28 protein-coding genes are annotated in these 23,883 nt (G+C 45.8%); 11 read left to right on the forward strand and 17 right to left on the reverse strand.

All coding sequences use genetic code 11. The annotated features are described in order from the left end of the window. Nucleotides 1–10 precede the first annotated feature (10 nt). Complete coding sequence (locus tag MKZ04_RS19145; RefSeq protein ID WP_341046735.1) at nt 11–877, forward strand: AraC family transcriptional regulator; 867 nt, start codon at nt 11–13, stop codon at nt 875–877. Nucleotides 878–904: 27 nt separating this feature from the next. Here the strand turns inward: MKZ04_RS19145 and MKZ04_RS19150 are convergent, their stop codons facing one another. Continuing rightward, a complete protein-coding gene (locus MKZ04_RS19150) occupies nt 905–1,567 on the reverse strand; it encodes a YczE/YyaS/YitT family protein (RefSeq protein WP_020450114.1) in 663 nt (220 codons plus the stop codon). 365 nt (nt 1,568–1,932) lie between these two features. On the opposite strand from MKZ04_RS19150, the gene MKZ04_RS19155 reads away from it, so the two are divergent. Further along, complete coding sequence (locus tag MKZ04_RS19155; protein ID WP_230368328.1) at nt 1,933–2,121, forward strand: hypothetical protein; 189 nt, start codon at nt 1,933–1,935, stop codon at nt 2,119–2,121. Between the two features lie 8 nt (nt 2,122–2,129). On the opposite strand, the gene MKZ04_RS19160 is transcribed toward MKZ04_RS19155, so the two are convergent. Beyond that, on the reverse strand, nt 2,130–2,378 hold the full coding sequence (locus tag MKZ04_RS19160; RefSeq protein ID WP_020450117.1) for a hypothetical protein: 249 nt from the start codon (nt 2,376–2,378) through the stop codon (nt 2,130–2,132). A 237-nt stretch (nt 2,379–2,615) separates the two neighbouring features. On the opposite strand from MKZ04_RS19160, the gene MKZ04_RS19165 reads away from it, so the two are divergent. Both MKZ04_RS19165 and MKZ04_RS19170 read left to right on the forward strand, forming a co-directional pair. Further along, nucleotides 2,616–4,277, forward strand: coding sequence for a pyridoxal phosphate-dependent decarboxylase family protein (locus MKZ04_RS19165; protein ID WP_020450118.1), 1,662 nt, complete (start codon nt 2,616–2,618; stop codon nt 4,275–4,277). A 14-nt stretch (nt 4,278–4,291) separates the two neighbouring features. Continuing rightward, nucleotides 4,292–6,016, forward strand: a complete 1,725-nt coding sequence (locus tag MKZ04_RS19170; protein ID WP_020450119.1) for a methyl-accepting chemotaxis protein — start codon at nt 4,292–4,294, stop codon at nt 6,014–6,016. Nucleotides 6,017–6,055: 39 nt separating this feature from the next. Here the strand turns inward: MKZ04_RS19170 and MKZ04_RS19175 are convergent, their stop codons facing one another. The 4 genes from MKZ04_RS19175 to MKZ04_RS19190 all read right to left on the reverse strand — a co-directional run bounded on the left by MKZ04_RS19175 (nt 6,056) and on the right by MKZ04_RS19190 (nt 9,840). Beyond that, nucleotides 6,056–6,799, reverse strand: a complete 744-nt coding sequence (locus MKZ04_RS19175) for an amino acid ABC transporter ATP-binding protein (RefSeq protein ID WP_003178866.1) — start codon at nt 6,797–6,799, stop codon at nt 6,056–6,058. Nucleotides 6,800–6,814: 15 nt separating this feature from the next. Next, on the reverse strand, nt 6,815–7,519 hold the full coding sequence (locus MKZ04_RS19180; RefSeq protein ID WP_341046739.1) for an amino acid ABC transporter permease: 705 nt from the start codon (nt 7,517–7,519) through the stop codon (nt 6,815–6,817). Beyond that, nucleotides 7,506–8,312 carry a cystine ABC transporter substrate-binding lipoprotein TcyA gene (gene tcyA / locus MKZ04_RS19185; RefSeq protein WP_020450122.1) on the reverse strand — a complete coding sequence of 269 codons (807 nt, stop codon included), beginning with the start codon at nt 8,310–8,312 and terminating at the stop codon, nt 7,506–7,508. The genes MKZ04_RS19180 and tcyA overlap by 14 nt, the downstream gene beginning before the upstream one ends. Before the next feature lie 115 nt (nt 8,313–8,427). Further along, nucleotides 8,428–9,840: a sigma-54 interaction domain-containing protein gene (locus MKZ04_RS19190; RefSeq protein ID WP_023855659.1), complete on the reverse strand. Its 1,413-nt coding sequence runs from the start codon at nt 9,838–9,840 to the stop codon at nt 8,428–8,430. A gap of 243 nt (nt 9,841–10,083) precedes the next feature. Here MKZ04_RS19190 and MKZ04_RS19195 point away from each other — a divergent pair, with 243 nt between their 5' ends. The 3 genes from MKZ04_RS19195 to rocF all read left to right on the forward strand — a co-directional run bounded on the left by MKZ04_RS19195 (nt 10,084) and on the right by rocF (nt 13,789). Further along, nucleotides 10,084–11,286 (forward strand): ornithine--oxo-acid transaminase, encoded by a 1,203-nt coding sequence (locus tag MKZ04_RS19195; RefSeq protein ID WP_020450124.1) that lies wholly within the window; start codon nt 10,084–10,086, stop codon nt 11,284–11,286. Between the two features lie 213 nt (nt 11,287–11,499). Next, nucleotides 11,500–12,903: an amino acid permease gene (locus MKZ04_RS19200; RefSeq protein ID WP_341047185.1), complete on the forward strand. Its 1,404-nt coding sequence runs from the start codon at nt 11,500–11,502 to the stop codon at nt 12,901–12,903. After that, nucleotides 12,896–13,789, forward strand: a complete 894-nt coding sequence (gene rocF / locus MKZ04_RS19205; protein ID WP_020450126.1) for an arginase — start codon at nt 12,896–12,898, stop codon at nt 13,787–13,789. Before MKZ04_RS19200 ends, rocF begins: the two co-directional genes overlap by 8 nt. 48 nt (nt 13,790–13,837) lie before the next feature. On the opposite strand, the gene MKZ04_RS19210 is transcribed toward rocF, so the two are convergent. Continuing rightward, the gene (locus MKZ04_RS19210; protein ID WP_026580522.1) at nt 13,838–14,710 is read right to left on the reverse strand and encodes a LysR family transcriptional regulator; all 873 of its coding nucleotides are present in this window, start codon (nt 14,708–14,710) and stop codon (nt 13,838–13,840) included. A gap of 121 nt (nt 14,711–14,831) precedes the next feature. Here MKZ04_RS19210 and MKZ04_RS19215 point away from each other — a divergent pair, with 121 nt between their 5' ends. Genes MKZ04_RS19215 through MKZ04_RS19230 form a run of 4 tightly spaced genes read left to right on the forward strand, consistent with a single transcriptional unit; the run spans nt 14,832 to nt 17,554 of the window. Then, on the forward strand, nt 14,832–15,401 hold the full coding sequence (locus tag MKZ04_RS19215; protein WP_020450128.1) for a non-oxidative hydroxyarylic acid decarboxylases subunit B: 570 nt from the start codon (nt 14,832–14,834) through the stop codon (nt 15,399–15,401). A 13-nt stretch (nt 15,402–15,414) separates the two neighbouring features. Beyond that, nucleotides 15,415–16,836 (forward strand): non-oxidative hydroxyarylic acid decarboxylases subunit C, encoded by a 1,422-nt coding sequence (locus tag MKZ04_RS19220; protein WP_023855656.1) that lies wholly within the window; start codon nt 15,415–15,417, stop codon nt 16,834–16,836. A 19-nt stretch (nt 16,837–16,855) separates the two neighbouring features. Further along, the gene (locus tag MKZ04_RS19225) at nt 16,856–17,083 is read left to right on the forward strand and encodes a non-oxidative hydroxyarylic acid decarboxylases subunit D (protein WP_020450130.1); all 228 of its coding nucleotides are present in this window, start codon (nt 16,856–16,858) and stop codon (nt 17,081–17,083) included. 15 nt (nt 17,084–17,098) lie between these two features. Continuing rightward, nucleotides 17,099–17,554, forward strand: coding sequence for a pyridoxamine 5'-phosphate oxidase family protein (locus MKZ04_RS19230; RefSeq protein WP_065643682.1), 456 nt, complete (start codon nt 17,099–17,101; stop codon nt 17,552–17,554). A gap of 34 nt (nt 17,555–17,588) precedes the next feature. Here the strand turns inward: MKZ04_RS19230 and MKZ04_RS19235 are convergent, their stop codons facing one another. The 10 genes from MKZ04_RS19235 to MKZ04_RS19280 all read right to left on the reverse strand — a co-directional run bounded on the left by MKZ04_RS19235 (nt 17,589) and on the right by MKZ04_RS19280 (nt 23,390). Then, a complete protein-coding gene (locus MKZ04_RS19235) occupies nt 17,589–18,035 on the reverse strand; it encodes a hypothetical protein (protein WP_020450132.1) in 447 nt (148 codons plus the stop codon). A 25-nt stretch (nt 18,036–18,060) separates the two neighbouring features. Then, nucleotides 18,061–18,402: a hypothetical protein gene (locus tag MKZ04_RS19240; RefSeq protein ID WP_020450133.1), complete on the reverse strand. Its 342-nt coding sequence runs from the start codon at nt 18,400–18,402 to the stop codon at nt 18,061–18,063. Nucleotides 18,403–18,459: 57 nt separating this feature from the next. Further along, the gene (locus MKZ04_RS19245; protein ID WP_229129448.1) at nt 18,460–18,906 is read right to left on the reverse strand and encodes a hypothetical protein; all 447 of its coding nucleotides are present in this window, start codon (nt 18,904–18,906) and stop codon (nt 18,460–18,462) included. A gap of 20 nt (nt 18,907–18,926) precedes the next feature. Further along, nucleotides 18,927–19,607, reverse strand: a complete 681-nt coding sequence (locus tag MKZ04_RS19250) for a hypothetical protein (RefSeq protein ID WP_020450135.1) — start codon at nt 19,605–19,607, stop codon at nt 18,927–18,929. A gap of 17 nt (nt 19,608–19,624) precedes the next feature. Further along, nucleotides 19,625–19,882 carry a hypothetical protein gene (locus tag MKZ04_RS19255; RefSeq protein WP_035337241.1) on the reverse strand — a complete coding sequence of 86 codons (258 nt, stop codon included), beginning with the start codon at nt 19,880–19,882 and terminating at the stop codon, nt 19,625–19,627. Between the two features lie 395 nt (nt 19,883–20,277). Beyond that, the gene (locus MKZ04_RS19260; protein ID WP_035337240.1) at nt 20,278–20,550 is read right to left on the reverse strand and encodes a DUF4176 domain-containing protein; all 273 of its coding nucleotides are present in this window, start codon (nt 20,548–20,550) and stop codon (nt 20,278–20,280) included. A gap of 18 nt (nt 20,551–20,568) precedes the next feature. Next, nucleotides 20,569–21,243, reverse strand: coding sequence for a hypothetical protein (locus MKZ04_RS19265; RefSeq protein ID WP_035337238.1), 675 nt, complete (start codon nt 21,241–21,243; stop codon nt 20,569–20,571). A gap of 23 nt (nt 21,244–21,266) precedes the next feature. Continuing rightward, nucleotides 21,267–22,697 (reverse strand): T7SS effector LXG polymorphic toxin, encoded by a 1,431-nt coding sequence (locus tag MKZ04_RS19270; protein WP_242653410.1) that lies wholly within the window; start codon nt 22,695–22,697, stop codon nt 21,267–21,269. A gap of 17 nt (nt 22,698–22,714) precedes the next feature. Continuing rightward, nucleotides 22,715–22,993 (reverse strand): YwqI/YxiC family protein, encoded by a 279-nt coding sequence (locus MKZ04_RS19275; protein WP_020450144.1) that lies wholly within the window; start codon nt 22,991–22,993, stop codon nt 22,715–22,717. A 13-nt stretch (nt 22,994–23,006) separates the two neighbouring features. Further along, entirely contained in the window at nt 23,007–23,390 is a 384-nt protein-coding gene (locus tag MKZ04_RS19280; RefSeq protein WP_003178893.1) for a YwqH-like family protein, read from the reverse strand. Between the last annotated feature and the right edge of the window lie 493 nt (nt 23,391–23,883).

Below are 23,883 nucleotides of genomic sequence, written 5' to 3' on the forward strand. Positions count from 1 at the left end.
AGCGGAAACAATGGACATTCTGAATCGTTTGGCTGAAAGCATCGATTATATTGAAAAGCATTTGGATCAGCCGCTGAAACACGAAGAAATCGCCCAAATCGCATACTGTTCGAAATTTCATTATCAGCGGATGTTCTACATGCTGACGGGTGTTACCCTTGCCGATTACATTCGGAAAAGAAGGCTGACAGTCGCCGCGCAGGAGCTGGCTGCTTCACATATAAAAGTGGTTGATGCTGCTTTTAAATACGGCTACAACACACCGGAATCATTTTCAAAGGCATTCAGCCGCCTTCACGGTATCAGCCCTTCACAGGCCCGTGAAAAAGGCAGGACGCTCAGGGCATTTCCGCGTCTATCCTTTCATATTCAAATAAAGGGAGTGGAGGATATGAATTACAAGATTGTTGAAAAAGAACCGTTTCAGGTGATCGGCAAAGCGTTGGAGGTTACGGTGAAGGATGATCAAAACAAAAAGGACATTCCGGCTTTTTGGAACGAATTAAATCACAACGGCTTTACCGATTCTTTAAAGCCGGATATCGGCCCGCTCGGCTTCCTTGGCGTCTGCATGGATTTTAACGATCAAGCCGATACGTTCAATTATGTCATCGGGGTCGAAAAAACAACCGCCGATACGCCTGCCGGCTGTGTCGAAAAATCGATTCCCGCCGCAACTTGGGCCGTATTTGAGGCCATCGGTCCCGTCAATCCGGCTGTTCAAGCCACATGGGAAAGAATCTTCTCAGAATGGTTTCCGGCGACGGGCTATGAACTGGCGAACGCGCCGCAATTTGAAGCCTATCCTGAGGACGGGGATATTATGGCGCAAGACCATATCATCGAAATTTGGATACCGGTGGTAAAACAGAAATAATCTGAACGAGAAAAACGGATGAAACGCTCATCCGTTTTTTTTCAGCGACATATGTACAGGCTTGGCAGCTCTGATGCGCCTTCCTGTCATAGCTGTTTTTAAAAGCTGTTTGGACTGAGGCAAAGAAAACCGCAAAATCAGGCCTGTTAAAATGGCGGTTAAAACAGTGCCGATGCCGATCGGCCCGCCGAGCAGCCAGCCGATCAGTAAAATCGTCAGCTCCATTCCGTTGCGGACCCACTGAACGTTCCAGCCCGTTTTCTCGGAAATCAAAAGCATCAGCGAGTCGCGCGGACCCGCCCCAAGATCTGCCGACACATAAATGCCGACTCCGTAACCGATAAAAATGACGCCGATCACGAATACGACAGTGCTTGAAATATACGTTTCCGGGTCTGGAAGAATATAAGTAAAGAAATCTATAAAAATACCGATTAACAGCATATTAAGCACGGCGCCGATTTTCGGCCATGCTTTTGTAAATAAGGACGTTAAACCTACGATAACCGCCCCGACAATAATCGCCCATTGGCCGACTGTAAGGCCCAAAAGCATATACAACCCGTAGTGAAATGCATCCCAAGGACCGATGCCGAGCACTTTCCCTTCAATCGTAAGAGAAACCCCAAAAGACAAAACAATCAATCCGACAAAATAAAAAAGCCAGCGCAAAACAAGTTCCCGCTTCAATGGATTCCCCTCTTTTCAAAAAAACAATCGATTGTCATTGTATCACATTCTTCAGAACGGATAAATGCGGATTTCGGAATGCGGCTCTTCAATTTACATAATTATGATTATATTCCAATTGATGAAAATGATGTATGATAGCTGTAGAGATACATTTTCCATTGTGGAGGGGAGAAATTCAGAGTCTAATAAGGGTCCTGGACCCTTTTGTTTCTTTCGAGGAAGCATCATCTGCCAGTTCTATTCGACAGAGCCAATGGGCGAACCGAGCGCTTGGGCCGTTCTTGTAGGCTGGCTCTTTGCTGTCATTGCGGTTCAGCAGTTTGCAGGGAAAAAACAGCAGATGTTATGAAAAAAGGAGGGGAATGGCGTTGATTTTTTTAGTAAGGCTGATCTGTCTTTCCGTTTTAGCCTGTCTCGCACTGTTGCTTATATTGAACTATGCACCTTTTCTGGCGATGCCCGTTTGGATTGCTTTGACCATTGCCTTGATCGTCTGTCTGTATCTTGCCTTTAAAGAGGAAACGAAGGAATGGAGAAGACGAAAGCACTAAGCTTTTCTTCAGCGTTTTTTCTTGAATGAAAGAACATTTGCCAAAACGAAATAGATGATGGCCGTCCCGGACACAAACAAAAAAAATTCTTTCCACTCTCTTGCCGTCATGTATACAAAGCGGCAGATCTCGAGATGTTCATCCAAGTAAAAAGCCTGGGTATATGCGCTGACTATCATGCCGGTAAAGACGAATAGGCCGACCATATTGAGCAGCATTCTCATACTGAATGTTTTTTTCTCATTTTCTTGTTTCATTTTAAAGAAATCCTTTCCAATATGAATTTATCATTCTATTGTACGGAAATAGCGCTCAAATGTTTCGAAAACTTCTTAATATATCGTTAAGAAGTTTTTTTATTTAAAAGAAAATGTAAAAGATTAAACAATTTCATGAACTTTTTGAGCGAAGGCCTAAAAATATAGGAATATTATACCGATATGGCAAGTGAAAACTTTTTCCGAAATATTAAAGACAAGGCAGGAGAGAAAATCATGCAGCAACGCAATACACCGGATGTACAGAAATGGTTTCCGAGCGAGGACGGAAATGAAGCGAAAAGACATGAATTCCTATCATTGATTGAACAGCTGATCGAGGGAGTGGACGAGCTGAAAAATCCAGATCAGGTCAACCTTGGCGGCGAGAAGAACCGTGAGGGCTTCTTTTATGAAAAGCTGGTCGCAGAGAGCCGGATTCCGCACGAAGGTGCGCCGATGAAAGAGGTCAACGAAGAGCTGTTGAAGCTGTTGCACGGCCATCCGTATCATACCAAATACTTTTTCACAAACATTCTGCCGATGGCGAGCATCCCGGGGATATTAGGCATGCTTACGGCGTTCATGGTCAATGGGAACAACCTGTGGGATGTGTACGGTCCAGCCGGAGCGGAGGCGGAAGTGAAAGTTACGGCGATGATGTCAAAGCTTGCGGGGTATGATGCCGAAACAAGCGGAGGCTACACGACGTGGGGAGGACAAGGTGCGGTATACAGCGGCCTCAGAATCGCGATTGCCAAAATGGCGCCGTCATCGCTGAAAGAAGGGGTTCCCGGCAATTTCTACGCGTTTTGTTCTGAAGCGGCTCATTACAGCTTGTATAAGTCAATGGAAGCCGCAGGACTCGGGAGCGATCATTTAATTAAAGTCAAAACAAATCTCGACCATTCCATGGATACGGAAGATTTGCGGGCGAAGCTTAGACAAGTCTGCGAAGCCGGGGGGATTCCCGTTTATATCGTAGCTACAACAGGAACGACAGATGCGATCGGCATCGATGATGTGAGCGCTGTCCGCCGTGCGGCTGAAGAAACGGCGAAAAGCTTCGGGCTGCCGGTTCCGCATATCCACGCCGATTCCGCCCTGGGAGGATTTTTTGCCTTTTTTAATGAGTACGATCTGAATGAGAACGCTTTATCCTTCAGTCCCGGTGTTCTCAGCATGATCAAGCCGATTCAGGAAAAAATGAGGCATCTGCACGCAGCCGATTCGCTTTGTTTTGATTTTCAGAAGCTCGGACAGACGCCTTATGTGACGAGCCTGTTTCTTGTGAAAGATCGCAATGACTTAAAACGGATCGATCTGGATCCTGATGAGACGCCGTATGTCGGCCACCGCGGCTATGGGGACTACCATACGGGCTACACGCTGGAATGTTCGCGCATGGCCAGTTCGATCAGTATGTACAGCGCGTTGATGGCATTTGGCTATGAAGGCTATCAAAAGCTGCTCGGACAGTTTCTTGAAGTCAACCTGCATTTTAGGGAACAGCTTTCTCAGCAGATTCCGGAGGCCGATATTGTGAACCCGGACAACTTCGGCATGTCTACGCTGTTTCGCATTTATCCTGAAGGTGCCCCTAGATTTGAAGACGAAATTTCGGGAGCATGCACCATTCAAGAGCTGGAAAGAAACAATGCACTCACTGAAAAACTATTTGAAAAGCTCGGAACAAAAAGGGACAAGATGTTTTTTGGCGATACGAAAAAGCACTTGCTTGTGAAATCCTGTGAAGGGACTGAGATACCGCTTTGCGTCAGCAAATTTTTCGTCATCTCTCCGTATACCATGCCTGAACATGTCCCGGGAATTATCGATTATTTAAAAGAAAATATTGAGGAAGTCTGCCGGGAGCATGGATCTCTCATGACAAATTAAAGGGGATATAGACGATGAAAACGTTGAAGAAAAAGCTAACAGAACACATTTCAGTCAAAATTATGATTGGCGTCGCCTTAGTGCTTTTAATCACGATCGCATCATTTTCAGCTGTGTTTACTTATATCAGCAAAGACTTGTCAGAGCAGCTGAGACAGCAGTTCCAAAACCGTCTTTATACCGATATTCATCTTGCTGAAAACCAAATCAAACGTCTGGACGGGAATCCGCTTGAAATCGATTCTGCGGACAATCCGCTTTACAAGCAGACAAAAATGGCTGTGGACAGCCTGAAAAAGAAAAACAATCTTGAAAATATCTATATCCTTTCCAATGAGGGCGGGAAGGAGCGGATTCTCGTGCTGTCGGATACGTCCGATGATTTCGGCACGGATTACAGTTTTTCTCCTGAAATGAAAGAAGCCTTAACGACAAACAAAGAGACGGTAAGCGACGTGTATGAGGATGAATACGGCATTCACCAGTCGATTTTTCAGCCGCTTGAGAACAGCTCCGGCGAAAAGGTGGGAATTTTGGGGATCGATCTTGATGCTTCCGTGATTCCGGCGACGGCTGCAAAAGCGAAGTGGTATACAATTGCGATCGCAGCATTTGTCTTGCTGCTCGGAATGGCCATGGCCTATTTTCTCGGTTCTTTTATCGCGAAGCCGATCAGGCAGCTGATGAAGGCATCAGAAAAAATTGCCGACGGCGATCTGTCGGCCGACATTTCTGTCAAGAGCCGTGATGAAGCCGGAAAGCTTGCCGAATCGTTCAAGCGGATGAGCGAAAATTTACAACAATTGATTGGACAAATTTCAGCTTCCTCTGAAGAGGTATCCAAGACGAGTCTCCAGCTGAAAAATGTATCGGCTGAATCGAGCGAAAGCGCGGCCCAGGTGGCTGAATCGATGAACAGCATGAGCGAGGGGATCAACGAAGTGGTCTCGTCCGTTTCGGATTGCCACACATCGGCTGCCGAAATCGATCATCAGCTTACACACGTCACAGAAGAAGTGAACGAGATGAAGAACGTTGCCGAAGGCGTCAGCAAGGATTCCAAGACCGGACAGGAGCTTGTCGAAGAAACTTTGCGGCAGACCCAGACGATTAAAAACGTGATGGAAGAGTCCAAACAAGCGGCAGCAGAGATGCAAAACCATACCGAAGAAATTGAAAAAGTCATCGGAATGATTTCCTCTATTGCCGAACAGACGAATTTGCTGGCGCTCAATGCTTCAATTGAAGCCGCCCGGGTCGGTGAAGAAGGCCAGGGCTTTGCTGTTGTAGCGGGAGAAGTCAGAAAGCTTTCTGAACGCTCGGCAGATGCCGCTTTATCCGTTTCCCAGCTTGTGGCGGGCACGCAGGAGAGCAGCCGGCTTGTCATGGAACGCATTCAGGAAGGAAACGCAGCGGTTGACAAAGGGCAAATATTAATCAATGGCACATACGAGAACTTTTCAGGAATTTTTAAAGGGATCTCTCAATTTGCCGAACGGACCGATCAGTTGCTTCAGTCTTTGTTAAAAGTCGAAAAATCGTATCAAAACATTTCGGCTGCGATGGAACAGATTTCCGCCGTTACCGAAGAGCAGGCGGCAGGTTCTGAGGAAGTCGCGGCAGCAGCGGAGCAGCAAAGCGCCGGCATGCAGGAAATCGCATCGGCCATTCAGCAGCTCTCCGCTTTGTCGGAAGAATTGAATCAAGCGGCATCCAAGTTTAAACTGGCCGCAGAATAAAAAAGAACAGCCTGATCCAGAGAGATCAGGCTGTTTTGTTTATACAGGATTCAAAATCCGGTTTAAAAACTGTTTTGTTCGTTCTTCCTTAGGGGCTGAGAAAATTTGTTCAGGCGGACCCTGTTCGACGATGACGCCGCCGTCGATAAAGACGACTTCGTCTGCGACATCCTGCGCGAATTTGATTTCGTGGGTGACGACAACCATCGTCCAGCCCTCATTTGCAAGGTCTTTCATGACTTTCAGCACTTCACCGACCAGCTCGGGATCAAGCGCCGATGTGGGTTCGTCAAAAAGCATCAGTTCTGGCTTGATGGCCAGAGCACGGGCGATCCCGACGCGCTGCTGCTGTCCCCCGGAAAGCTGGAATGGATAAAGGTCCATTTTGTCTTCTAGGCCGACCTTTTGCAGAAGCTGAACGGCTTCCTTTTTGACTTCTTCTTTATTGCGCTTTTGCACTTTTACCGGCCCTTCCATCACATTTTCAAGCACGGTGCGGTGCGGGAACAGGTGATAGGCCTGAAACACCATTCCCGACTTTCTCCGCAGTCGAAGGAGGTCAGCCGGTTTATTTTTCTTGGAAAAATCGATGGTAAAATCGTCAAAAGAAAGAATGCCGCGGTTCGGAATTTCCAAAGCGTTCAGGCAGCGAAGCAGCGTCGTCTTGCCGGAACCGGAAGGCCCTAAGATGGCGATCACTTTTCCTTTTTCGATGTTCAGGTCGATTTTTTTTAAGATCTCGTTTTCGCCGAAGGATTTATTCAGCCCTTTGATCGCAAGCATTGTCTATTTCCCTCCTTACCTGGCCACATACCGGTCCAATCGCCGTTCAATCTGCTGCTGAACAAGCGCGAGAATAAAGCAGATGATCCAATAGATGAATGCGGCTTCCATATAAATGATTAAAATTTGGTCTAGATTGCTGGCCCCGATTTCCTGGGCTTTCCGGAATAATTCAGCAACAAGAATTTGTGACGCAAGCGATGTGTCTTTAACCAAGCTGATGAATGTATTGGATAATGGCGGAATCGACACGCGTACAGCCTGCGGCAGGATGACCCTGGTAAGGGCCGTTTTTTGAGTCATTCCAATCGAATAAGCCGCTTCCCACTGCCCTTTCGGAACGGAAAGGATGGAAGCCCTGATGATTTCCGAAGCATATGCGCCGACATTTAATGAAAAGGCAATGATCGCGCTCGGAAACGGGTCAATCGTGATTTGAAATGCTGGAAACAAGTAAAAAATAATGAATAGCTGAACGAGCAGCGGCGTTCCGCGGATCGCTGAGACATAAATGCCGAAAACCGCTCTTAAAATGCGGGATTTGGACATTCTCGCCAGCGCCGTGATCAATGCGATGATCATACCGAATATAAAAGAGAGAATGGCAAGGGGAATCGAGTAATAGATTCCCCTTAAAAAGATCGGCCAAAATGATTCACGCACAAGATCCCAGGGGATCGCCGCGCCGATGGCCGCCGCTTGTATATTATTTAGAAACATCTTCGCCAAACCATTTCTTCGCTATTTTCGCGAGTGTGCCATCCTCTTTCATGTCTTTCAGCGCGGAGTTGACCTTGTCAACCAGCTCGCCGCTTCCTTTGCGGAAAGCAAAATGCGTAGTTTGCGGCTCGCCTGTTTCAAAAGCGACTTTCAGGTTTTTGTTTCCTGATGTCTTCAAATAGTTCAGCACCGCCAGTTTATCGTTAAAGGTGAGGTCGACACGGCCCTGCTGAATCAACTGAAACGCTTGAGCCATTCCTTCCACGCCTTCGATTTCAGCGCCGGCGTTTTTCGCAAGGTCATTATAGTTGCTTGTCAAAGATTGTGCAGCTTTTTTCCCTTTGACGTCCCCTTCAGCTTTTATATCGTTGTTGTCCGCTTTTGTGACAACGACGGCTTGGGAAGTTGTATATGAATCGGAAAAATCATACTGATTTTCACGGTCTTTTTTCCCGACTTGGTTGGCAACGACGTCAAAACGCTTGGAGTTGAGGCCGGCAAACATGCTGTCCCACTGCGTTTCTTTAAATTCAGCTTTCAGGTTGAGGCGCTTGGCGACTTCCTGCATCACTTCGACATCATAACCTGTTAATTGATCTGTTTTTTTATCGTGGAATGTAAATGGTTCGTACGTTCCTTCAGTACCGACGGTCAAAACGCCTTTATCTTTAATTGAAGACCAGAGGCTGTCGCCTGCTGCGTTTTTATCCTTGGAATTGTCCCCTGACGCGCCGCATGCGGCCATCACGGTGATCAACAGCGTCAGTAATACAGCGAATATTGCTTTCTTCATTTTATTCCCCACTTTTCTGATTGGATTTAGTTGATATGATTGTACTTAACGGTCTTACAAAAGTAAAGCATAAACCTTTTTTAGTATGAGTCAAGAAATTCGTTTTTAGTGATAATCATTCTGATTCCTGATCAAAACGGATCTTCCATTTTTTAAGCCTGTATTGCAGGCTCTGCCTGCTGATCCCCAGAACCCGCGCCGCTTGGGACACATTGTAATTGCATTTTTTAACGGTTTTTTGAATATAATACTTTTCGGCATTCTCGATTTGTTCCTTCAAAGGAGCTGCCGAGACGGAAGGAAGCGGGGCGAACAGATCATAGCCCTGCTGCGGCAGCTGCTTTTTTGCCGCTGGTTTTGTCCTGTATTGCAATGGAAGGTGCGTGAGCTCGAGTTTGTCTTCGTAAGACATCAAATTCATGGCGCCTTCAATTAAATGTTCAAGTTCTCTGACGTTTCCCGGCCAATCATATGAAAGCAGAAACCGCTGCACCTCTTCTTCAAAACCTTTGACCTCCATTTGGAACAATGCGTTGTATTTGTCGATAAAATGCTGGGTGAGCGGCATGATATCTTCCTTTCGATCTTTTAATGGAGGAATGAACAAGGTGACGACACTCAGCCTGTAATACAAATCTTTTCGCAGTCTTTGCCCGCTGACCGCGTCGACTGGATCTTCGTTCATCGTCGCGATGATCCTGACATCGATCGGAGTATCCTTCGAAGCGCCGATCCGCCTGATCGTTTTTTCTTGAATCGCGCGCAAAAGCTTTGCCTGCAAGCTGAAGTCCAAAGAATTGATCTCGTCAAGGAGAAGTGTGCCACCGTCTGCTTGTTCGAAAAGACCCGGGCGATCGACGGCACCCGTGAATGCGCCTTTGGCCGTGCCGAATAAAAGGCCTTCGACGAGGCTTTCCGGGAGGGCTGCGCAGTTTTGTGAGATGAATGGGCCAGTCGACCGCTGGCTTCCGTTATGTATACTTTGGGCGAACAGTTCTTTTCCGGTTCCGGTGTCGCCGACAATGAGAATGGAGGAAGAGGTCCGGGTCGCCCGCTTTGCATGTTCAATGACTTCCTTGAACGCCGGGCTGACGCCGATCAGACTGTCAAACGTATACTTTGTGTTTTCTGTTTTGTTCATATTTTCTCTGATCAGCCGTTCAAGCTTTGTGACATCTTTGGCAATCTCAACCGCTCCTTTCGTATTCCCGTTTTCCATAATGGGAAACGTATGATTGACGGTCGTAATTTCCTGGCCCTTGTTATTGAAGTAGGTCTGCTTGACGTTTTTGTTCGTTTTCCCGTGATGCAGCGCCTGCAGGAGAGTGCTGTCATATTGGCTGGCAAAGGTAAACACGTCCAGCACATTTTTGCCGAGCACATCGTTGACATCCATCCCTTCAATCTGGCTCATTTTTTTGTTATAGACAACAGATGTGCCGTTTTCGTCGACGACATGCAAGCCGATATCGATTTCATCTATAATTCTTTGAAAAATAAGCTTGAGTAAATCATAATTCTTCAGCAAGTGACATCCCCCTTTGTTCGTAACTGTCTCTCCATTGTAAGTGAAGATTTGATAAGGGTGCAAAAAAATATGCATTTATTTTTGCACCTTTGAATAAAGACCGCAAAATTTTTTGCGAATTATACATGCAATGTTCTGAAAATTTGCGGTTTTAAGGATTGGCACGATCCTTGCATATAAAATAGTGTGAAACAAAATACGACATCTGGCATGTATGTCCAAAAATAAGAAGGAGGAATCAGAATGACGGTTCTATCAAAGTCCGAGAAAATTATGAAGCAAACCGCACATTTTGGCGCGAATAACTATCATCCTCTGCCGATCGTGATTTCTGAAGCGGAAGGCGCGTGGGTGAAAGATCCGGAAGGCAACCGATACATGGATATGCTGAGCGCTTATTCCGCAGTGAATCAAGGGCACAGGCATCCGAAAATCATCCAGGCGTTAAAAGATCAGGCCGACAAAATCACCTTGACGTCGAGAGCTTTTCACAATGACCAGCTCGGTCCTTTCTATGAAAAGGTCGCTTCATTAACGGGGAAAGATATGGTTCTGCCGATGAACACCGGAGCGGAAGCGGTTGAGTCCGCGATTAAAGCAGCCCGGCGCTGGGCTTATGATGTAAAAGGCGTTCCGGACAATAAGGCTGAAATTATCGCATGTGTAGGCAATTTTCACGGCCGGACGATGCTGGCTGTGTCGCTTTCATCAGAAGAAGAGTATAAACGTGGTTTCGGGCCGATGCTTCCTGGCATCAAGCTGATTCCATACGGGGATCTGGAGGCGCTGAAACAGGCGATCACACCGAATACGGCCGCTTTCTTAATTGAGCCGATTCAGGGTGAAGCGGGTATTGTCATTCCGCCGGAAGGCTTTTTGAAACAGGCTGCAGAAGTCTGTAAAGAACGCAATGTCTTGTTTATCGCTGACGAAATACAGTCAGGGCTTGCGCGAACAGGCAAAATGTTCGCCTCTGATTGGGAGGATGTCACACCGGACATGTACATTTTAGGAAAAGCGCTCGGAGGCGGCGTGTTCCCAATATCGTGTATTGCTGCAAACAGGGATGTGCTTGGCGTGTTTAATCCCGGCTCACACGGGTCGACTTTCGGAGGGAACCCGCTTGCATGCGCCGTATCGATCGCCGCCCTTGAAGTGTTGGAAGATGAGCGGCTCGCTGAACGGTCGCTGGAGCTCGGGGAATATTTTAAAGAGAAGCTCTCGCAAATCGATAATCCAAAAATCAAAGAAGTGCGCGGCAGAGGGCTGTTCATTGGGGTTGAGCTGACCGAGGCGGCGCGTCCGTATTGCGAGCGTTTGAAAGAAGAAGGCCTGCTCTGCAAAGAAACGCATGAAACGGTGATTCGCTTTGCGCCTCCTCTTGTTATTTCAAATGAGGATTTGGATTGGGCGATTGAAAAGATTACCCGTGTTTTGTCGAAGTAAAGCGGACGGCTGAACAATAAGGGGATTGTTCAGCCCGTTTTTTCGCCGCATGTGCGAAGTTTGTCAAAAATTGAAATATCAGGAAAATGTTCAGAAGATTTAAAAAATAGTCTATATGTCATAGGGGGAGATGACATTAGGGAGAATGGAAACGGAAGGGGTGAAGGCGGTTTGAACCATGAAAACCGTGAACAATATACACTGAAAAGAACGATGAAATCACGCCATTTGTTTATGATCTCGCTTGGCGGCGTCATCGGAACCGGCTTTTTTCTTGGAACAGGATATACGATCAATGAAGCCGGGCCGATCGGCGCGATTCTTTCTTATTTAGCGGGCGGAATGATCATGTATTTTACGATGCTTTGCCTCGGGGAGCTCGCAGTGGCAATGCCGGTTTCAGGCTCTTTTCAGACGTACGCGACAAAATTTATCGGGCCTGCCACAGGATTTGCCGTCGGCTGGATCTACTGGCTCGGCTGGTCGGTTACGGTTGCTTTGGAATTTCTGTCGGCGGGGCAGCTGATGAAAAGGTGGTTTCCCGATGTCAGCGTCTGGATATGGTGTTTGATTTTCGGTCTGCTGCTTTTTTCGCTTAACGCGCTATCGGCGAAAGCCTTCGGGGAATCGGAATTTTGGCTGTCCGGCATTAAAATTATCGTTATCCTTCTGTTTATTATCCTCGGCGGAGGGGCGATGTTCGGATTTATCGATATGAAAGACGGACAGGCTGCACCGTTCTTTTCCAATCTGATTGGAGACGGAATTTTTCCAAACGGATTCGGCGCGATCTTTATCACGATGATCACCGTCAACTTTGCCTTTCAAGGGACAGAGCTGATCGGGATCGCGGCGGGGGAAAGCGAAAATCCGGAAAAAACGGTGCCCCGCTCCATCAAACAGACGGTCTGGCGGACACTCGTGTTTTTCGGCCTGTCCGTATTTGTCCTGGCGGGGTTGATTCCATGGGAAAAAGCGGGGGTTGTTGAAAGCCCGTTCGTTGTCGTATTTGAACAAATTGGCATTCCGTATGCCGCCGATCTGATGAACTTTGTTATTTTAATTGCTTTATTATCGGTGGCGAATTCGGGTTTGTACGCATCGACGAGGATGCTTTACTCCCTTGCGAAAGAAGGAATGGCCGCTCAGGCTTTAAGCCGGGTCAATAAAAGAGGGATCCCGATGAATGCGCTGTGGATCACGCTCGGTTTTGCGGGTTTGTCCCTCGTCTCAAGCGTAGTTGCCGCGGAAACGCTCTACATCTGGCTTCTGTCTCTAGCCGGTTTAAGCGCACAAGTCGGCTGGATCACGATTACGGTATCACAGCTGCTATTTCGCAGAAGATATGTTAAAGAAGGCGGTAAGGTTGAAGACTTGAAATTTAAAACGCCTCTTTACCCTTATTTGCCGCTGACGGGATTTATTTTAAACAGCGCCGTCCTTGTGAGCCTTGCCTTTGATTCAGAGCAGAGGATGGCATTGTACTGCGGGATTTTGTTCATGTCGGCCTGCTACTTTGTTTATCACGTATTTGTGAAAAAACGCCAGGGTCTTGAGCGACAAGAAGCATTGATCTATCAAAACAAAACAAACGATGAGGTGGTTATTGATGAATAAGCAAGTTTCTCTGATTGGAATGCCGATGGACTTGGGACAGGCGCGGCGCGGTGTGGATATGGGACCGAGCGCGATTCGCTACGCTCATATCGTGGAACGTCTGACCGAGCTTGGCTATGATATCGATGATCTGGGCGATGTGCCGATCAATCGCGATCAGCCAAAAGGAGACGAAGGGCTGAAAAATTTAGTTTCCGTACTCGAAGGAAACCGCAAGCTGGCTGATATCGTCGACAATGTCATCGAGCAGCGCCGCTTCCCGCTCGTGTTGGGCGGAGACCACAGCATAGCCATCGGGACATTGGCGGGGGTAGCCAAGCATTATCAACAACTCGGCGTGATTTGGTATGACGCACACGGCGACTTAAATACGCTGGAGACATCGCCGTCAGGCAACATCCACGGTATGCCGCTGGCGGTAAGTCTCGGTGTCGGCCACGAAAAGCTGGTCAACCTTCACGGCTATACGCCGAAAGTCAAGCCGGAGCATGTCGTCATCATTGGTGCGCGCTCGCTTGATGAAGGAGAGCGCAAATATATCCGTGAAACCGGCATGAAAGTCTACACCATGCACGAAATCGACAGGCTTGGCATGACGAAGGTGATAGAGGAAACGATCGAGTATCTGTCAGCAAATTGCGACGGCATTCATCTGAGCCTCGATCTGGACGGTCTTGATCCGAGCGACGCTCCGGGAGTCGGCACCCCTGTCGTCGGAGGCATCAGCTACAGGGAAAGCCATTTGGCGATGGAAATGCTTTATGACGCAGATATCATTACTTCTGCCGAGTTTGTTGAAGTCAACCCGATACTTGATCATAAAAATAAAACCGGTGAGGCGGCCGTCGAACTGATCGAATCGCTGTTAGGGAAGAAGCTGCTATAACCAATGAAAAGGAGAAGGCATCGGCATGATGCCTTTTCTTTTTTGTTATCAAAATAAAGCCAAAAACTCTCTTACGGGCTTCGGCAGAAAACTGCCGGCCCGCCAAACGACAGATGGCTGCAGAATAAACGGATTGTCTTGAATCTCCAATGTCTGAACATGACGCGCAAAATGCGCCGGCAGCATGGACAGCGGCAGAATCGTTGCTCCGAATCCCGAGGTGACAAGGCTGAGGAGCGTTGTAGAATCATGGCACTCACAGACGACCCTCGGCTCAAGGTCCAATGAGTGAAAGTGATGGACGACCTCATCATAAATCCCTTTTCCGTGCGACGGTCTGAGCAGAATCAGCGGCAGACCGGCAATTTCTTTCATTCCGGCTTCCCCTTTTAAGCCATACGACTGATTCCCCGGAAGAACGAGCTTGCATGGGACCTCCGGCAGGCTCTTTGCTTCGATATTTTTGCTGTGGAAAGGCGTTGTCGTGACCGCCGCATCGATCTGCCGGTTTTCCAAGAGCCCGCTCAGCCGTGAAGGCTCACCTTCCCAAATGTTAAACATTAAATTCGGGTACATTTCCCTGATCTTCGAGACTTTTGAGAGCAATAGAGCCGCACAGTAAATCGTTGAACCGACGGCAAGGGTTCCGTTGACTTCTTCACGCAGCTCCCGAACCTCCAAGATGGAATCCTCAAGCTTGTGCAGGATTTCTTTTGCTCTTTTCAAAAACACTTCTCCTTCATAGGTCAGCGTCAGGTTTTTCTTTTTGTTCCGGTCAAATAAAACGACTCCGAGCTCCTCTTCCATCTGCTTCAACTGTCTGGAGAGGGGCGGTTGGGCGATATGAAGCCGTTTCGCCGCCGTTGTAATCTTTCCTTCCTGTGCGATCGTAACAAAGTACTTTAACTGGCGAATATCCATTTTCTCGGCACTCCTTTTTATACCTTTAAAGTATTATATATAGATTTAACAGATATTTTCAATATGGTAAATAGAGGCGTATCATTTTAACTGAAGCACCAAGAGGGAAAGGGGGGCGCATATGAACATCATCGTCGGAATTACGGGCGCGACCGGCGCGATATTTGGCGTGCGGATGCTGGAGTGGCTGAAGAAAACCGACGCAGAGACACACCTAGTCATCTCTCCGTGGGCAGCGGCAACGATTCTGCACGAAACGGGATATACGATGAAAGACGTAGAAAAGCTCGCATCTTTTACGTATTCCCACAAAGACCAGGCGGCCCGCATTTCAAGCGGTTCCTTTCAAACGGACGGAATGATTGTCGCACCGTGCAGCATGAAGACGTTGGCGGGCATTCGCACCGGTATGGCGGATAACCTGTTGACCCGTTCGGCGGACGTCATGCTGAAGGAACGGAAAAAGCTTGTGCTGTTAACAAGGGAGACGCCGCTGAACCAGATTCATCTTGAAAACATGCTTGAGCTGACAAAAATGGGCGCGGTGATCCTGCCGCCGATGCCGGCTTTTTATAATCATCCCCAAAATCTGACCGAAATGGTCGACCATATCGTATTCCGGACGCTGGACCAATTTGGAATCCATCTGTCTGAAGCGAAGCGCTGGGAAGGAATGAAACAGAAGAAATAAGGAGGATAACAGAATGGCTTATCAAGATTTTAGAGATTTTTTAAACACGCTGAAAAAAGAAGGACAGCTTCTTGAAGTTCAGGAAGAGGTGAAGCCGGAACCCGATTTGGGTGCCGCTGCACGCGCCGCCAATAACCTCGGAGACAAATCACCCGCTCTTTTATTCAACAACATTTACGGCTATAACAATGCCCAAATCGCCCTGAATGTCATCGGCTCCTGGCCGAACCACGCATTAATGCTCGGCCTTCCGAAAGACACGCCGGTCAAAGAACAGTTCTTTGAATTCGCACGCCGCTATGATCAATTTCCTGTAAAAGTGCAAAGAGAGGAGACAGCGCCGTTTCACGAAAACGACATCACAGAAGACATCAACCTGTTTGACATTTTGCCGCTCTTCCGCATCAATCAGGGCGACGGCGGCTTTTATTTAGACAAGGCATGCGTCATTTCCAGAGATGTCGAGGATCCGGAACACTTCGGCAAACAAAACGTCGGCATGTACAGACTGCAGGTAAAAGGAAAAGACCGTCTCGGCATTCAGCCCGTCCCGCAGCATGATATTGCAATCCACCTGCGTCAGGCTGAAGAGCGCGGCGAAAACCTGCCTGTCACGATTGCGCTCGGCTGCGAACCGGTCATTGCAACGGCGGCATCCACACCGCTCTTATACGATCAATCAGAATACGAAATGGCAGGGGCCTTGCAAGGTGAACCTTATAAAATCGTCAAATCAAAACTGTCTAACTTAGATATCCCATGGGGCGCGGAAGTGGTTCTCGAAGGTGAGATCCTGGCGGGCGAACGCGAGTATGAAGGCCCGTTCGGCGAGTTTACCGGCCACTATTCAGGCGGAAGAAGCATGCCGATCATCAAAATCAAGCGCGTCTGCCACCGCAACAACCCGATTTTTGAACACCTCTATTTAGGCATGCCTTGGACTGAGGTTGACTACATGGTCGGCATTAATACATGTGTGCCGCTTTACCAGCAGCTAAAAGAGGCCTATCCGAATGAAATTGTCGCGGTAAACGCGATGTATACACACGGCTTGATCGCCATTGTCTCAACGAAAAGCCGCTACGGCGGATTCGCCAAAGCTGTCGGTATGCGCGCGCTGACGACGCCGCACGGCCTCGGCTACTGCAAAATGGTGATCCTCGTTGACGAAGACGTCGATCCGTTTAATCTCCCGCAAGTGATGTGGGCCATTTCAACGAAAATGCATCCAAAACACGATGCAGTCATTATCCCGGATTTATCCGTTCTGGCGCTTGACCCGGGTTCTGAACCGGCGGGAATCACCCACAAAATGATCTTGGACGCGACAACACCTGTGGCCCCGGAAACAAGAGGACACTATTCACAACCGCTCGATTCCCCTATAGGAACGAAAGAGTGGGAAGCGAAACTAATGAATCTGCTAAATCAATAAAAGAGGAGAGTGTTTCATCATGCATACATGTCCGCGCTGCGAATTAAAAAAAGCGGAAACCGTCAGCAAGTCACCCGTTGAAGGAGCCTGGGAAGTTTATCAATGTCAGCACTGCTTTTTCACTTGGAGATCATCGGAGCCGGAGACGATCACAAATCCTGAAAAATACAATCCGGCCTTTAAAATCGACCCTTCTGAAGTCGAAACAGCCGTACAAGTGCCAGCGGTTCCAGATCGGAAAATCTAAAGGGAGGCATCCGGCATGGCTCAGCTATCAAACGAATTATTTCAGCTGTTAAACGGAGAGAAACTCGCCGGAAAGCGGCGCGAAGCGATGATGCTCCAGACCGTCACAGAAGAAGGCTGGCCGCACACAGCGATGATCAGCGCCGGCGAAATCCTCGCCTTGAACAAAACCGACATCCGCCTGGCTCTCTGGCAAGGCACAACGACAACCTCGAACATCGCGAGAACAGGCCGGGCGCTCTTCGTCACTTGCTGGAAAGGCAAAGCACATTATGTGCGGCTGTCTTTAAAAAAACTGCCCGAATTAAAAGACGCCAAACACCCGAGAGCGCGCTTCGCCGGCACCGTCGAAGCGGCCCGGGAAGATATCGCAAAATACGCCGATATCATCTCCGGCGTTCAGATTGAGCTGAAGGATGAAGCGGCGGTTTTGCGGCGGTGGGAAGAGACGCTGGAGGAGCTGAGGAACTGAAGAAAAGGACCATGGCGAACCATGGTCCTTTCAATTATTTCTGCAGCATCTTATTCGTCACTTTATAAGCCAAGGTACAGCCAATTGTAATGAAAATAATCGCGATCGAAAGGATCACGAGCTTTTCAGCAACGGTATATATCGACATGGGAATAATAACAGCGCAGACGGAAAACACGCCGCCAAAATAAACAAACAGGATCAGCGGCTTTTTGTATTTTTTCCAAATCACTTGATTAATCCCGTTTCTTTCGGGGTCTGCCGGATGTTTGCGGTCTTCATCTTTCATCAGTTTATTTAGCAACACATAAATGAGAAATGCGAATAAAGTTGCCGAGAAAATATTAAAACAGAGGATAAACAGCTTTTCTCCCAGACTCATCACCGGATTCAGAACAGAGCTGAGAACGGAGCCGCAAACGAAAAACAGGTAGACGGATAAGATAGCTTTGTTTCTTGGTTTTTGTAGAAATTTAGACATTCGGATCTCTCCAATCGTAAATGATTTAAACGCTGAAAATGAGATGGATCAGAAAAGAAAAAATATAAAAGATGATGATGCTTAAAATGCCTCTGCCCAGAAGATAGAGGGCGAAATACAGTTTTCTCAGGAACCAGTTGTATTTTAATAGCCGATTGTAAACAAAGTAACCGGTGCCGACAAGAAGAAAAACGAATGTATTTGTGATTTTATGGGACCATTTTTCAGGTTTTAAAAAGATCATTTTTTCATATTCAATGATCATGTGACTCGCAATGATTAAAAAACCCAAACTGTAAGCGAAATGAGCGGCCAACATACCGGCGATGAAATATTCGGTATATTCAACAAAAGTTTCTGGTGACATCATTACTCCTTTATGAATGGCGGACTCCAGCGTTTTTTTTCTGCTAAAAAAAGCTTCTCATTCTTCGTCAGGCATTCTTTCCAAACAAGACCGGTTCAGCATTTGATTCGCCGCTTGATAAACAGTAAAAAAGCCGCCAGATATCACGGCAAACAAAATTGCAAACACGCCGGATTTCCAAGCGAGTGAGAGTTCGGGCATGAAAAACACGGATGTTCCCACAATCAGGATGCCGACGAAGTAGAAAGAGAGCGTGAACGGTTTTCTGTATTTCTTCCAAAAGATTTTCGCGACGATGTTGCATCGGGGCGCGCTTTGATCTTTCTTCGGCTTATTTATGAACACATAAGTGATGAAGGCGAATAAAGAAATTGAAACGAACATAAAGCCGATGACGGCAAGCTTTTCCTTCCAGTTCATTGAAGGTTTGACAAGGCCGGTCAAAATAATGATTGCTGCAAGTAGAGAATAAACTGAGAGAATGATTTTATTTCTGCCTTTCAAACATGACCTCTCCTTGTGCCTTAAATCCTATGCTGTCTGATGATATCTTGATTCGCTTTGATGAAGAAGTATTTGTGGATGAATTTGACCCCCATCATAGAAAATAAACAAGCCATAAGCAGATAGACGGTACTCATCAACAAATAAACGGCAGACTCGGAAACTCGCAAAACGGCATGACTTATTACAAAACCGCCTGCCGGAACAGCTGCCAGGAGCATCCTTGTCGGAGCTGCTGTCTCCCTTTTGCCTTTTTTAGAATCAGGGAAAACAACCAAATAATACCGAATGATGAGGAAAATAACGGCGGCATAAATGAATAATGACAGACTGATCAGCGGTACATGAAAACCGATAGCAGAAACCATCATTTTTTGCGCTGTGATCAACTGGCAATATGACGTACCGCTGAATGATACGCCCATAAAGCGAACATATTGAAGGTGATGATGATATCCGGTCATGCTTTTGGTATTCATGATGATCATCCATATATTGATCAGGATAGCAACAGGAACAGCGGCGAATGTGAAAAAATCTACTTTGTTCACCAGCACAGGTAATATGCTTAAAATATCCAGCATCAACACGATAAAACACGCCATTCCCCATTTCGTTTCCCGGCTGATGGGAGCTGTCAAATGAGACTGAATATTGGTAGGTAAATCTTTGTATGCAACTGTTTCTTTTAATTTCAGCAAAACTTACTTTCCTCCGCTTATCCCTCTGAATTTTTATAATTCTGCATGTATTTTTTCAGCCAGACTTTTTTTCTGTAGATATGTAATAGGAGTGGAGGAACGAAAAAAAATAAGCTGATAACCGAAACAAATAAGGGAATTTCTGAAGGTGCTTTTGCTCCTACCGCCCATATCGTCATGATGACTAAAAAGATACCCCCTACAGGAAATAAAATAGAGAAGATGATCATTGCTTCGTTTATTTTTTTATATAGAAAATTTTTTTCGTTTTTCATAAAAAGCTCCCTTTCTTAGCACCTTGGAAACTATTAATGTCCAGGTAATTACAAGCAAAGGTCTACGCTTGTTGCTAACCACGTTCAGATTTCTTTCTTATTTTTATTAATGGGAAAAGCGATAAGGTAGTATCGAACCTTTCATAAAATTACAATCACTACCCTAATAAAGATGAATAAGATTATAACCAAGCAAAACGTAAACGAGTTCTGGGGATAATCTCAAAGATATACTCGAGCGAATCTTGATTTAGCATCTTTTTCACTTGCCTTTTCTTTCATTTCGGTAGAATTGAACACTCATATCCACGATAAGCGATGCTCATATAAAATTATTTTCAAATGCATACAACGATCCAAAAAGAAAGCGTCCCATGTATGAGACGCTTCCGTTTCTAATCGATGGCTGCTTCTTTTAAAACATGTTGAAATTCTCGTTCCTCTTCATCCTCATAACCTTCGAAAATCACTTTTTCAATGTCTGAATGGTTAAAAGCAAAAGTGTATTCTTGATTAATGTAGCCCTCGGGGTAAAAAACGCCGATATAGTCAAACATTTTCGGATCTTCGCTCACGACGATCTGTTTTCTTCCGTAAATCATTAATTTTTTTGTTCCGCCTTCTAGTAAGACGATTGAGCCAGAAGGCAGAAGCTTATTTTCAAGCATCGAAGAAGTTCTCCTTTCTTATTTTCCATTAAATATATGTTGATTGGCTTTAATGAAAAGGTATTGGTGAATGAATTTGACCCCCATATAAGAAAAAAAGCATGCTAAAAATAAATAAATATAACTCATAAACAAATTAACAATTGAATCTGAAAAGTGAAACATGAACTGTGCAATGATGTAGCCTAATCCCGGTCCTATTGTTAATAAATAGGTTCCCCATGAAGCGCTTCTTTTCTCTTTTTTGCTGCGTTTTGGTAAAACAATTACGTAGTATCGGATAAACCCAAGTGTAACAATGAAATAAGTAAGTAATGAAGCAATCATAAAAATAGGATTATACCCTAACACAGAATAAACATACTTTAGAGAGAGTATAAAATAACAAATCGAAGAAACAACTCCAGTTCCTCCTTTGTATAAACCAAAGTAAGTAGGACTGATCTTATCGAGTTTTGTAAACATCAAAATGATTGTCCATAAGTTGATAAATATCATAAAAGGTAATGCTATTATTGTGAACGTTTTTTCGCCATTTACAAAGAGAGGAATACCGCAAATTAAATCTAAAAGCACAACAATACAAAATAACATTGACCACTTATCTTGGGACGATGCTTCATCTGCAATTAAATGGCGTTTGATATCTCTAGGCAATTTTTTAAATGTCGTATCTGTATCCAATCTTAACAAGACGGTTTACCTCCCATGTGAAATTACTTAAACCACCCTGCAACTGTTTTTAATCCCGATTCTACAGAGTCTTTTGCCATATCCGTAATGCTTTTTTTGTCTTTTCCCCATTTTACGCCGCCTAGAAGTTCTGATACACCAATTGTCACAACCAGAGCTGCAGCTGCGCCGACTATCACAGGGGCCCCGACCGTTCCGATTACAAACGCGCTTGCAACAGCGCCAACTCCAATTGTTGCAGCACCTAATCCCACGTCTACTGCAGCATCCCCAACTATTTTTTCAGTGGAGACATTAGGGTCGTTTACATTATTCACTAAATCTTCTCCAGTGGTGATGGCTACGCCTGCCCAACCCAACTTGCTTTTCATTGCACCTTTAACTGCAGAAGAAGCCCTTGTATACTCAGCGATTTTCGGGTTGTTCCCCACTTTTAACTGTGATTTAGTCCAAGTTTCCGGGTAATTTTTTCCTTTGATTCCTATCGCTTGACCGTTCTGTACCTTGTATCCGCTTATCTTCCTGCCGCTATTGGTTTCTATGCCTTTTTCAATTTTAACCCCATCTTTAACAACATACTTCACATTCTTCCCAAAATCCGTCGCAGCAGTAGTCGTCCCATACAAACTTCCTGCACTAGCTACAGGATACGTCCAATCGATCTCAAATGGAAGGTCTTCTTTTGTGGTGTCATCGATTTTGCTTTTTTCGTCTTTTTCGCTAAACCGTCCAAGCATCTTCTCCATCGGCGTTTCGCCGGGGTTTTGCAGGTCGCTTTGCAGGCCGCCGGAAGCTTGACTGATTGTTGAGTCATTTTGCGGATTTAAAATTGAACCGCTTTTATATTCCGAGATTTCAATCTTCGGCCCCGTATACATCCTCTCCAGCTGCTGGATGTATTGCTTCATTGTGTCGAGGTCATCCCTCGCCGCTTTTAGCGCATTTGTCTGTTCGCGGTCAAAGGTATGAAGCTTTTCAAGCGTCTCGCTGATTTGTCTTTGGGCTTTTTTGGCGTTTTCGTTGACGGCTGAATCGTCGAGATCGGGCAGGTCGACGATGTTTTTGACCGTTAGAATAGTCATATTGGCTTTTGACGTCAATCTGCCTGTCAGCGATTCGGCTTGACTGACGCCGTCATGGAGTTCGTTTTCAAGAAAGGTTTGCGAGATAAAGCCGTTTTGGTTCGGTTCAAGGGAATGAAGTGCGCTTTTCGTCTTTTCTAAAAGTCCTTTATAGTCGGAAATAAAAGATTCATAAAAAAGAAGAAAAGTGGTGTGGCACTCTTCATAGAACGAGCGGATCGCTTCACCGCCCGCGCCTTTTAAGGCGTCGTCAAGGGAGGTGAGACCTTTGACGCTTTGTTTGACTTTTGAAATCTCGTCAGTCTGGTTTTTTAATTCGGTCAGCGTTTTGTCTAGGCCGGTTTGAAAAGCCTGAACATCTAGAGTTTTCAATGCGTAGTCCCTTCCTTCTACTTGGCTTTGATCGATGACGACAGCTTTTTGTCGGCGTCTTTTATAGCGTTGACAGCCTGTTCGGTTTGCGCAATCTGTTTAGCGAGAGCCGAAGCGTATGCTTTTGTCAGGCTTTTCAAATCTTTGTTCATGCTTTCGATTTTTTTGACGACGTCAAGGTTGTTTTTGCCGCTGATATCTGTCGGCACGTTCGGTTTTACAGCTTGGGCTGAATGCTTCAGCTTCGAGAGCGCCTGTTTGACTTCGCCTGTTTTGACTTTGATTTCTTGACCCATCGTAATCACTCCTTTAGCGGCGGGCTTCTCTTTCTTCTTTTTCCAGCTTTTCAATTTTCGTTTTTAATGAGCTGATATCCTTACCTAGTGAATCAATGTCATCATTTAAGGAAGAGATTTTCTCTTTTAATTGTTTAAACACTTCATTTAACTGTTTTCCGCAAATATCATTGTAGGCCGTTTTCATATCGCTTCTGACATTTTTAAAAGAATCAGCAAGGCTGCCCTGCCATGTTGTCGGCGACAGTTCGGGCTTTTTGATGCTGTCTTTTGAATCGTCAAATTCCTTTTTATCTGCTTCTAATTCAGTTTGGCAATTTTTCAGTTGTTCGAGCTGTTGTTTTTTGATGAGAAGTGTACCTTGCAGCCCGTATAAAACTGTTTTTTCCCAGATCATGTTACTGCCACCTCCCGGAAAATTTGATTCAAATGACCTGTTGGGATCCGTTCATTAAAGGACCTTATTAATGTTACAACATGGTATAAATGAGTTGAATAGGAAAAATGTACCGTGATTAAAGGATCGAATCAAGCGGTGGAGCAGGAGATTCCTTATTATGACTGCGATTTTGCACATTTCTCCATTTTCTTTCAAGGACAAAAGTCGTGGTTCCTAGGGCTGTGTTTTTTGTGATATTTATTTTTTGTTTCACAAACTTTAAGGTAATTTTAAGAAAGAGGCGATCTTGTCGAACACTGAACAAGGTTTTTCGGGCAAAATGTCAAATAGATTAGATATTTCATATAAACAAGGGGGGAAATTGTCTGTTTGTGATGAAAAAGGGGACGGGCGAAATTTCTGTCAGGATGCCTCAGCTGGATTCTAAGAAAAATATGCGGCCAAATATATACTTCATGATAGATTGTAAACGCTGTCTTGTCCTCTGACC

The organism is Bacillus sp. FSL W7-1354 (assembly GCF_038002405.1).
Classification (GTDB): domain Bacteria; phylum Bacillota; class Bacilli; order Bacillales; family Bacillaceae; genus Bacillus; species Bacillus paralicheniformis.

Excerpts from the sequence above, each read along its gene's own strand:
- MKZ04_RS19215 (WP_020450128.1), top strand. The coding sequence starts at position 14,832 with ATGAACATCATCGTCGGAATTACGGGCGCGACCGGCGCGATATTTGGC.
- MKZ04_RS19195 (WP_020450124.1), top strand. The coding sequence starts at position 10,084 with ATGACGGTTCTATCAAAGTCCGAGAAAATTATGAAGCAAACCGCACAT.
- MKZ04_RS19220 (WP_023855656.1), top strand. The coding sequence starts at position 15,415 with ATGGCTTATCAAGATTTTAGAGATTTTTTAAACACGCTGAAAAAAGAA.
- MKZ04_RS19225 (WP_020450130.1), top strand. The coding sequence starts at position 16,856 with ATGCATACATGTCCGCGCTGCGAATTAAAAAAAGCGGAAACCGTCAGC.
- MKZ04_RS19175 (WP_003178866.1), bottom strand. The coding sequence starts at position 6,799 with ATGCTTGCGATCAAAGGGCTGAATAAATCCTTCGGCGAAAACGAGATC.
- rocF (WP_020450126.1), top strand. The coding sequence starts at position 12,896 with ATGAATAAGCAAGTTTCTCTGATTGGAATGCCGATGGACTTGGGACAG.
- MKZ04_RS19180 (WP_341046739.1), bottom strand. The coding sequence starts at position 7,519 with ATGTTTCTAAATAATATACAAGCGGCGGCCATCGGCGCGGCGATCCCC.
- MKZ04_RS19275 (WP_020450144.1), bottom strand. The coding sequence starts at position 22,993 with ATGGGTCAAGAAATCAAAGTCAAAACAGGCGAAGTCAAACAGGCGCTC.
- tcyA (WP_020450122.1), bottom strand. The coding sequence starts at position 8,312 with ATGAAGAAAGCAATATTCGCTGTATTACTGACGCTGTTGATCACCGTG.
- MKZ04_RS19280 (WP_003178893.1), bottom strand. The coding sequence starts at position 23,390 with ATGATCTGGGAAAAAACAGTTTTATACGGGCTGCAAGGTACACTTCTC.
- MKZ04_RS19160 (WP_020450117.1), bottom strand. The coding sequence starts at position 2,378 with ATGAAACAAGAAAATGAGAAAAAAACATTCAGTATGAGAATGCTGCTC.
- MKZ04_RS19170 (WP_020450119.1), top strand. The coding sequence starts at position 4,292 with ATGAAAACGTTGAAGAAAAAGCTAACAGAACACATTTCAGTCAAAATT.
- MKZ04_RS19200 (WP_341047185.1), top strand. The coding sequence starts at position 11,500 with ATGAAATCACGCCATTTGTTTATGATCTCGCTTGGCGGCGTCATCGGA.
- MKZ04_RS19255 (WP_035337241.1), bottom strand. The coding sequence starts at position 19,882 with ATGAAAAACGAAAAAAATTTTCTATATAAAAAAATAAACGAAGCAATG.
- MKZ04_RS19165 (WP_020450118.1), top strand. The coding sequence starts at position 2,616 with ATGCAGCAACGCAATACACCGGATGTACAGAAATGGTTTCCGAGCGAG.
- MKZ04_RS19235 (WP_020450132.1), bottom strand. The coding sequence starts at position 18,035 with ATGTCTAAATTTCTACAAAAACCAAGAAACAAAGCTATCTTATCCGTC.
- MKZ04_RS19145 (WP_341046735.1), top strand. The coding sequence starts at position 11 with ATGGACATTCTGAATCGTTTGGCTGAAAGCATCGATTATATTGAAAAG.
- MKZ04_RS19240 (WP_020450133.1), bottom strand. The coding sequence starts at position 18,402 with ATGTCACCAGAAACTTTTGTTGAATATACCGAATATTTCATCGCCGGT.
- MKZ04_RS19210 (WP_026580522.1), bottom strand. The coding sequence starts at position 14,710 with ATGGATATTCGCCAGTTAAAGTACTTTGTTACGATCGCACAGGAAGGA.
- MKZ04_RS19230 (WP_065643682.1), top strand. The coding sequence starts at position 17,099 with ATGGCTCAGCTATCAAACGAATTATTTCAGCTGTTAAACGGAGAGAAA.
- MKZ04_RS19260 (WP_035337240.1), bottom strand. The coding sequence starts at position 20,550 with ATGCTTGAAAATAAGCTTCTGCCTTCTGGCTCAATCGTCTTACTAGAA.
- MKZ04_RS19155 (WP_230368328.1), top strand. The coding sequence starts at position 1,933 with ATGGCGTTGATTTTTTTAGTAAGGCTGATCTGTCTTTCCGTTTTAGCC.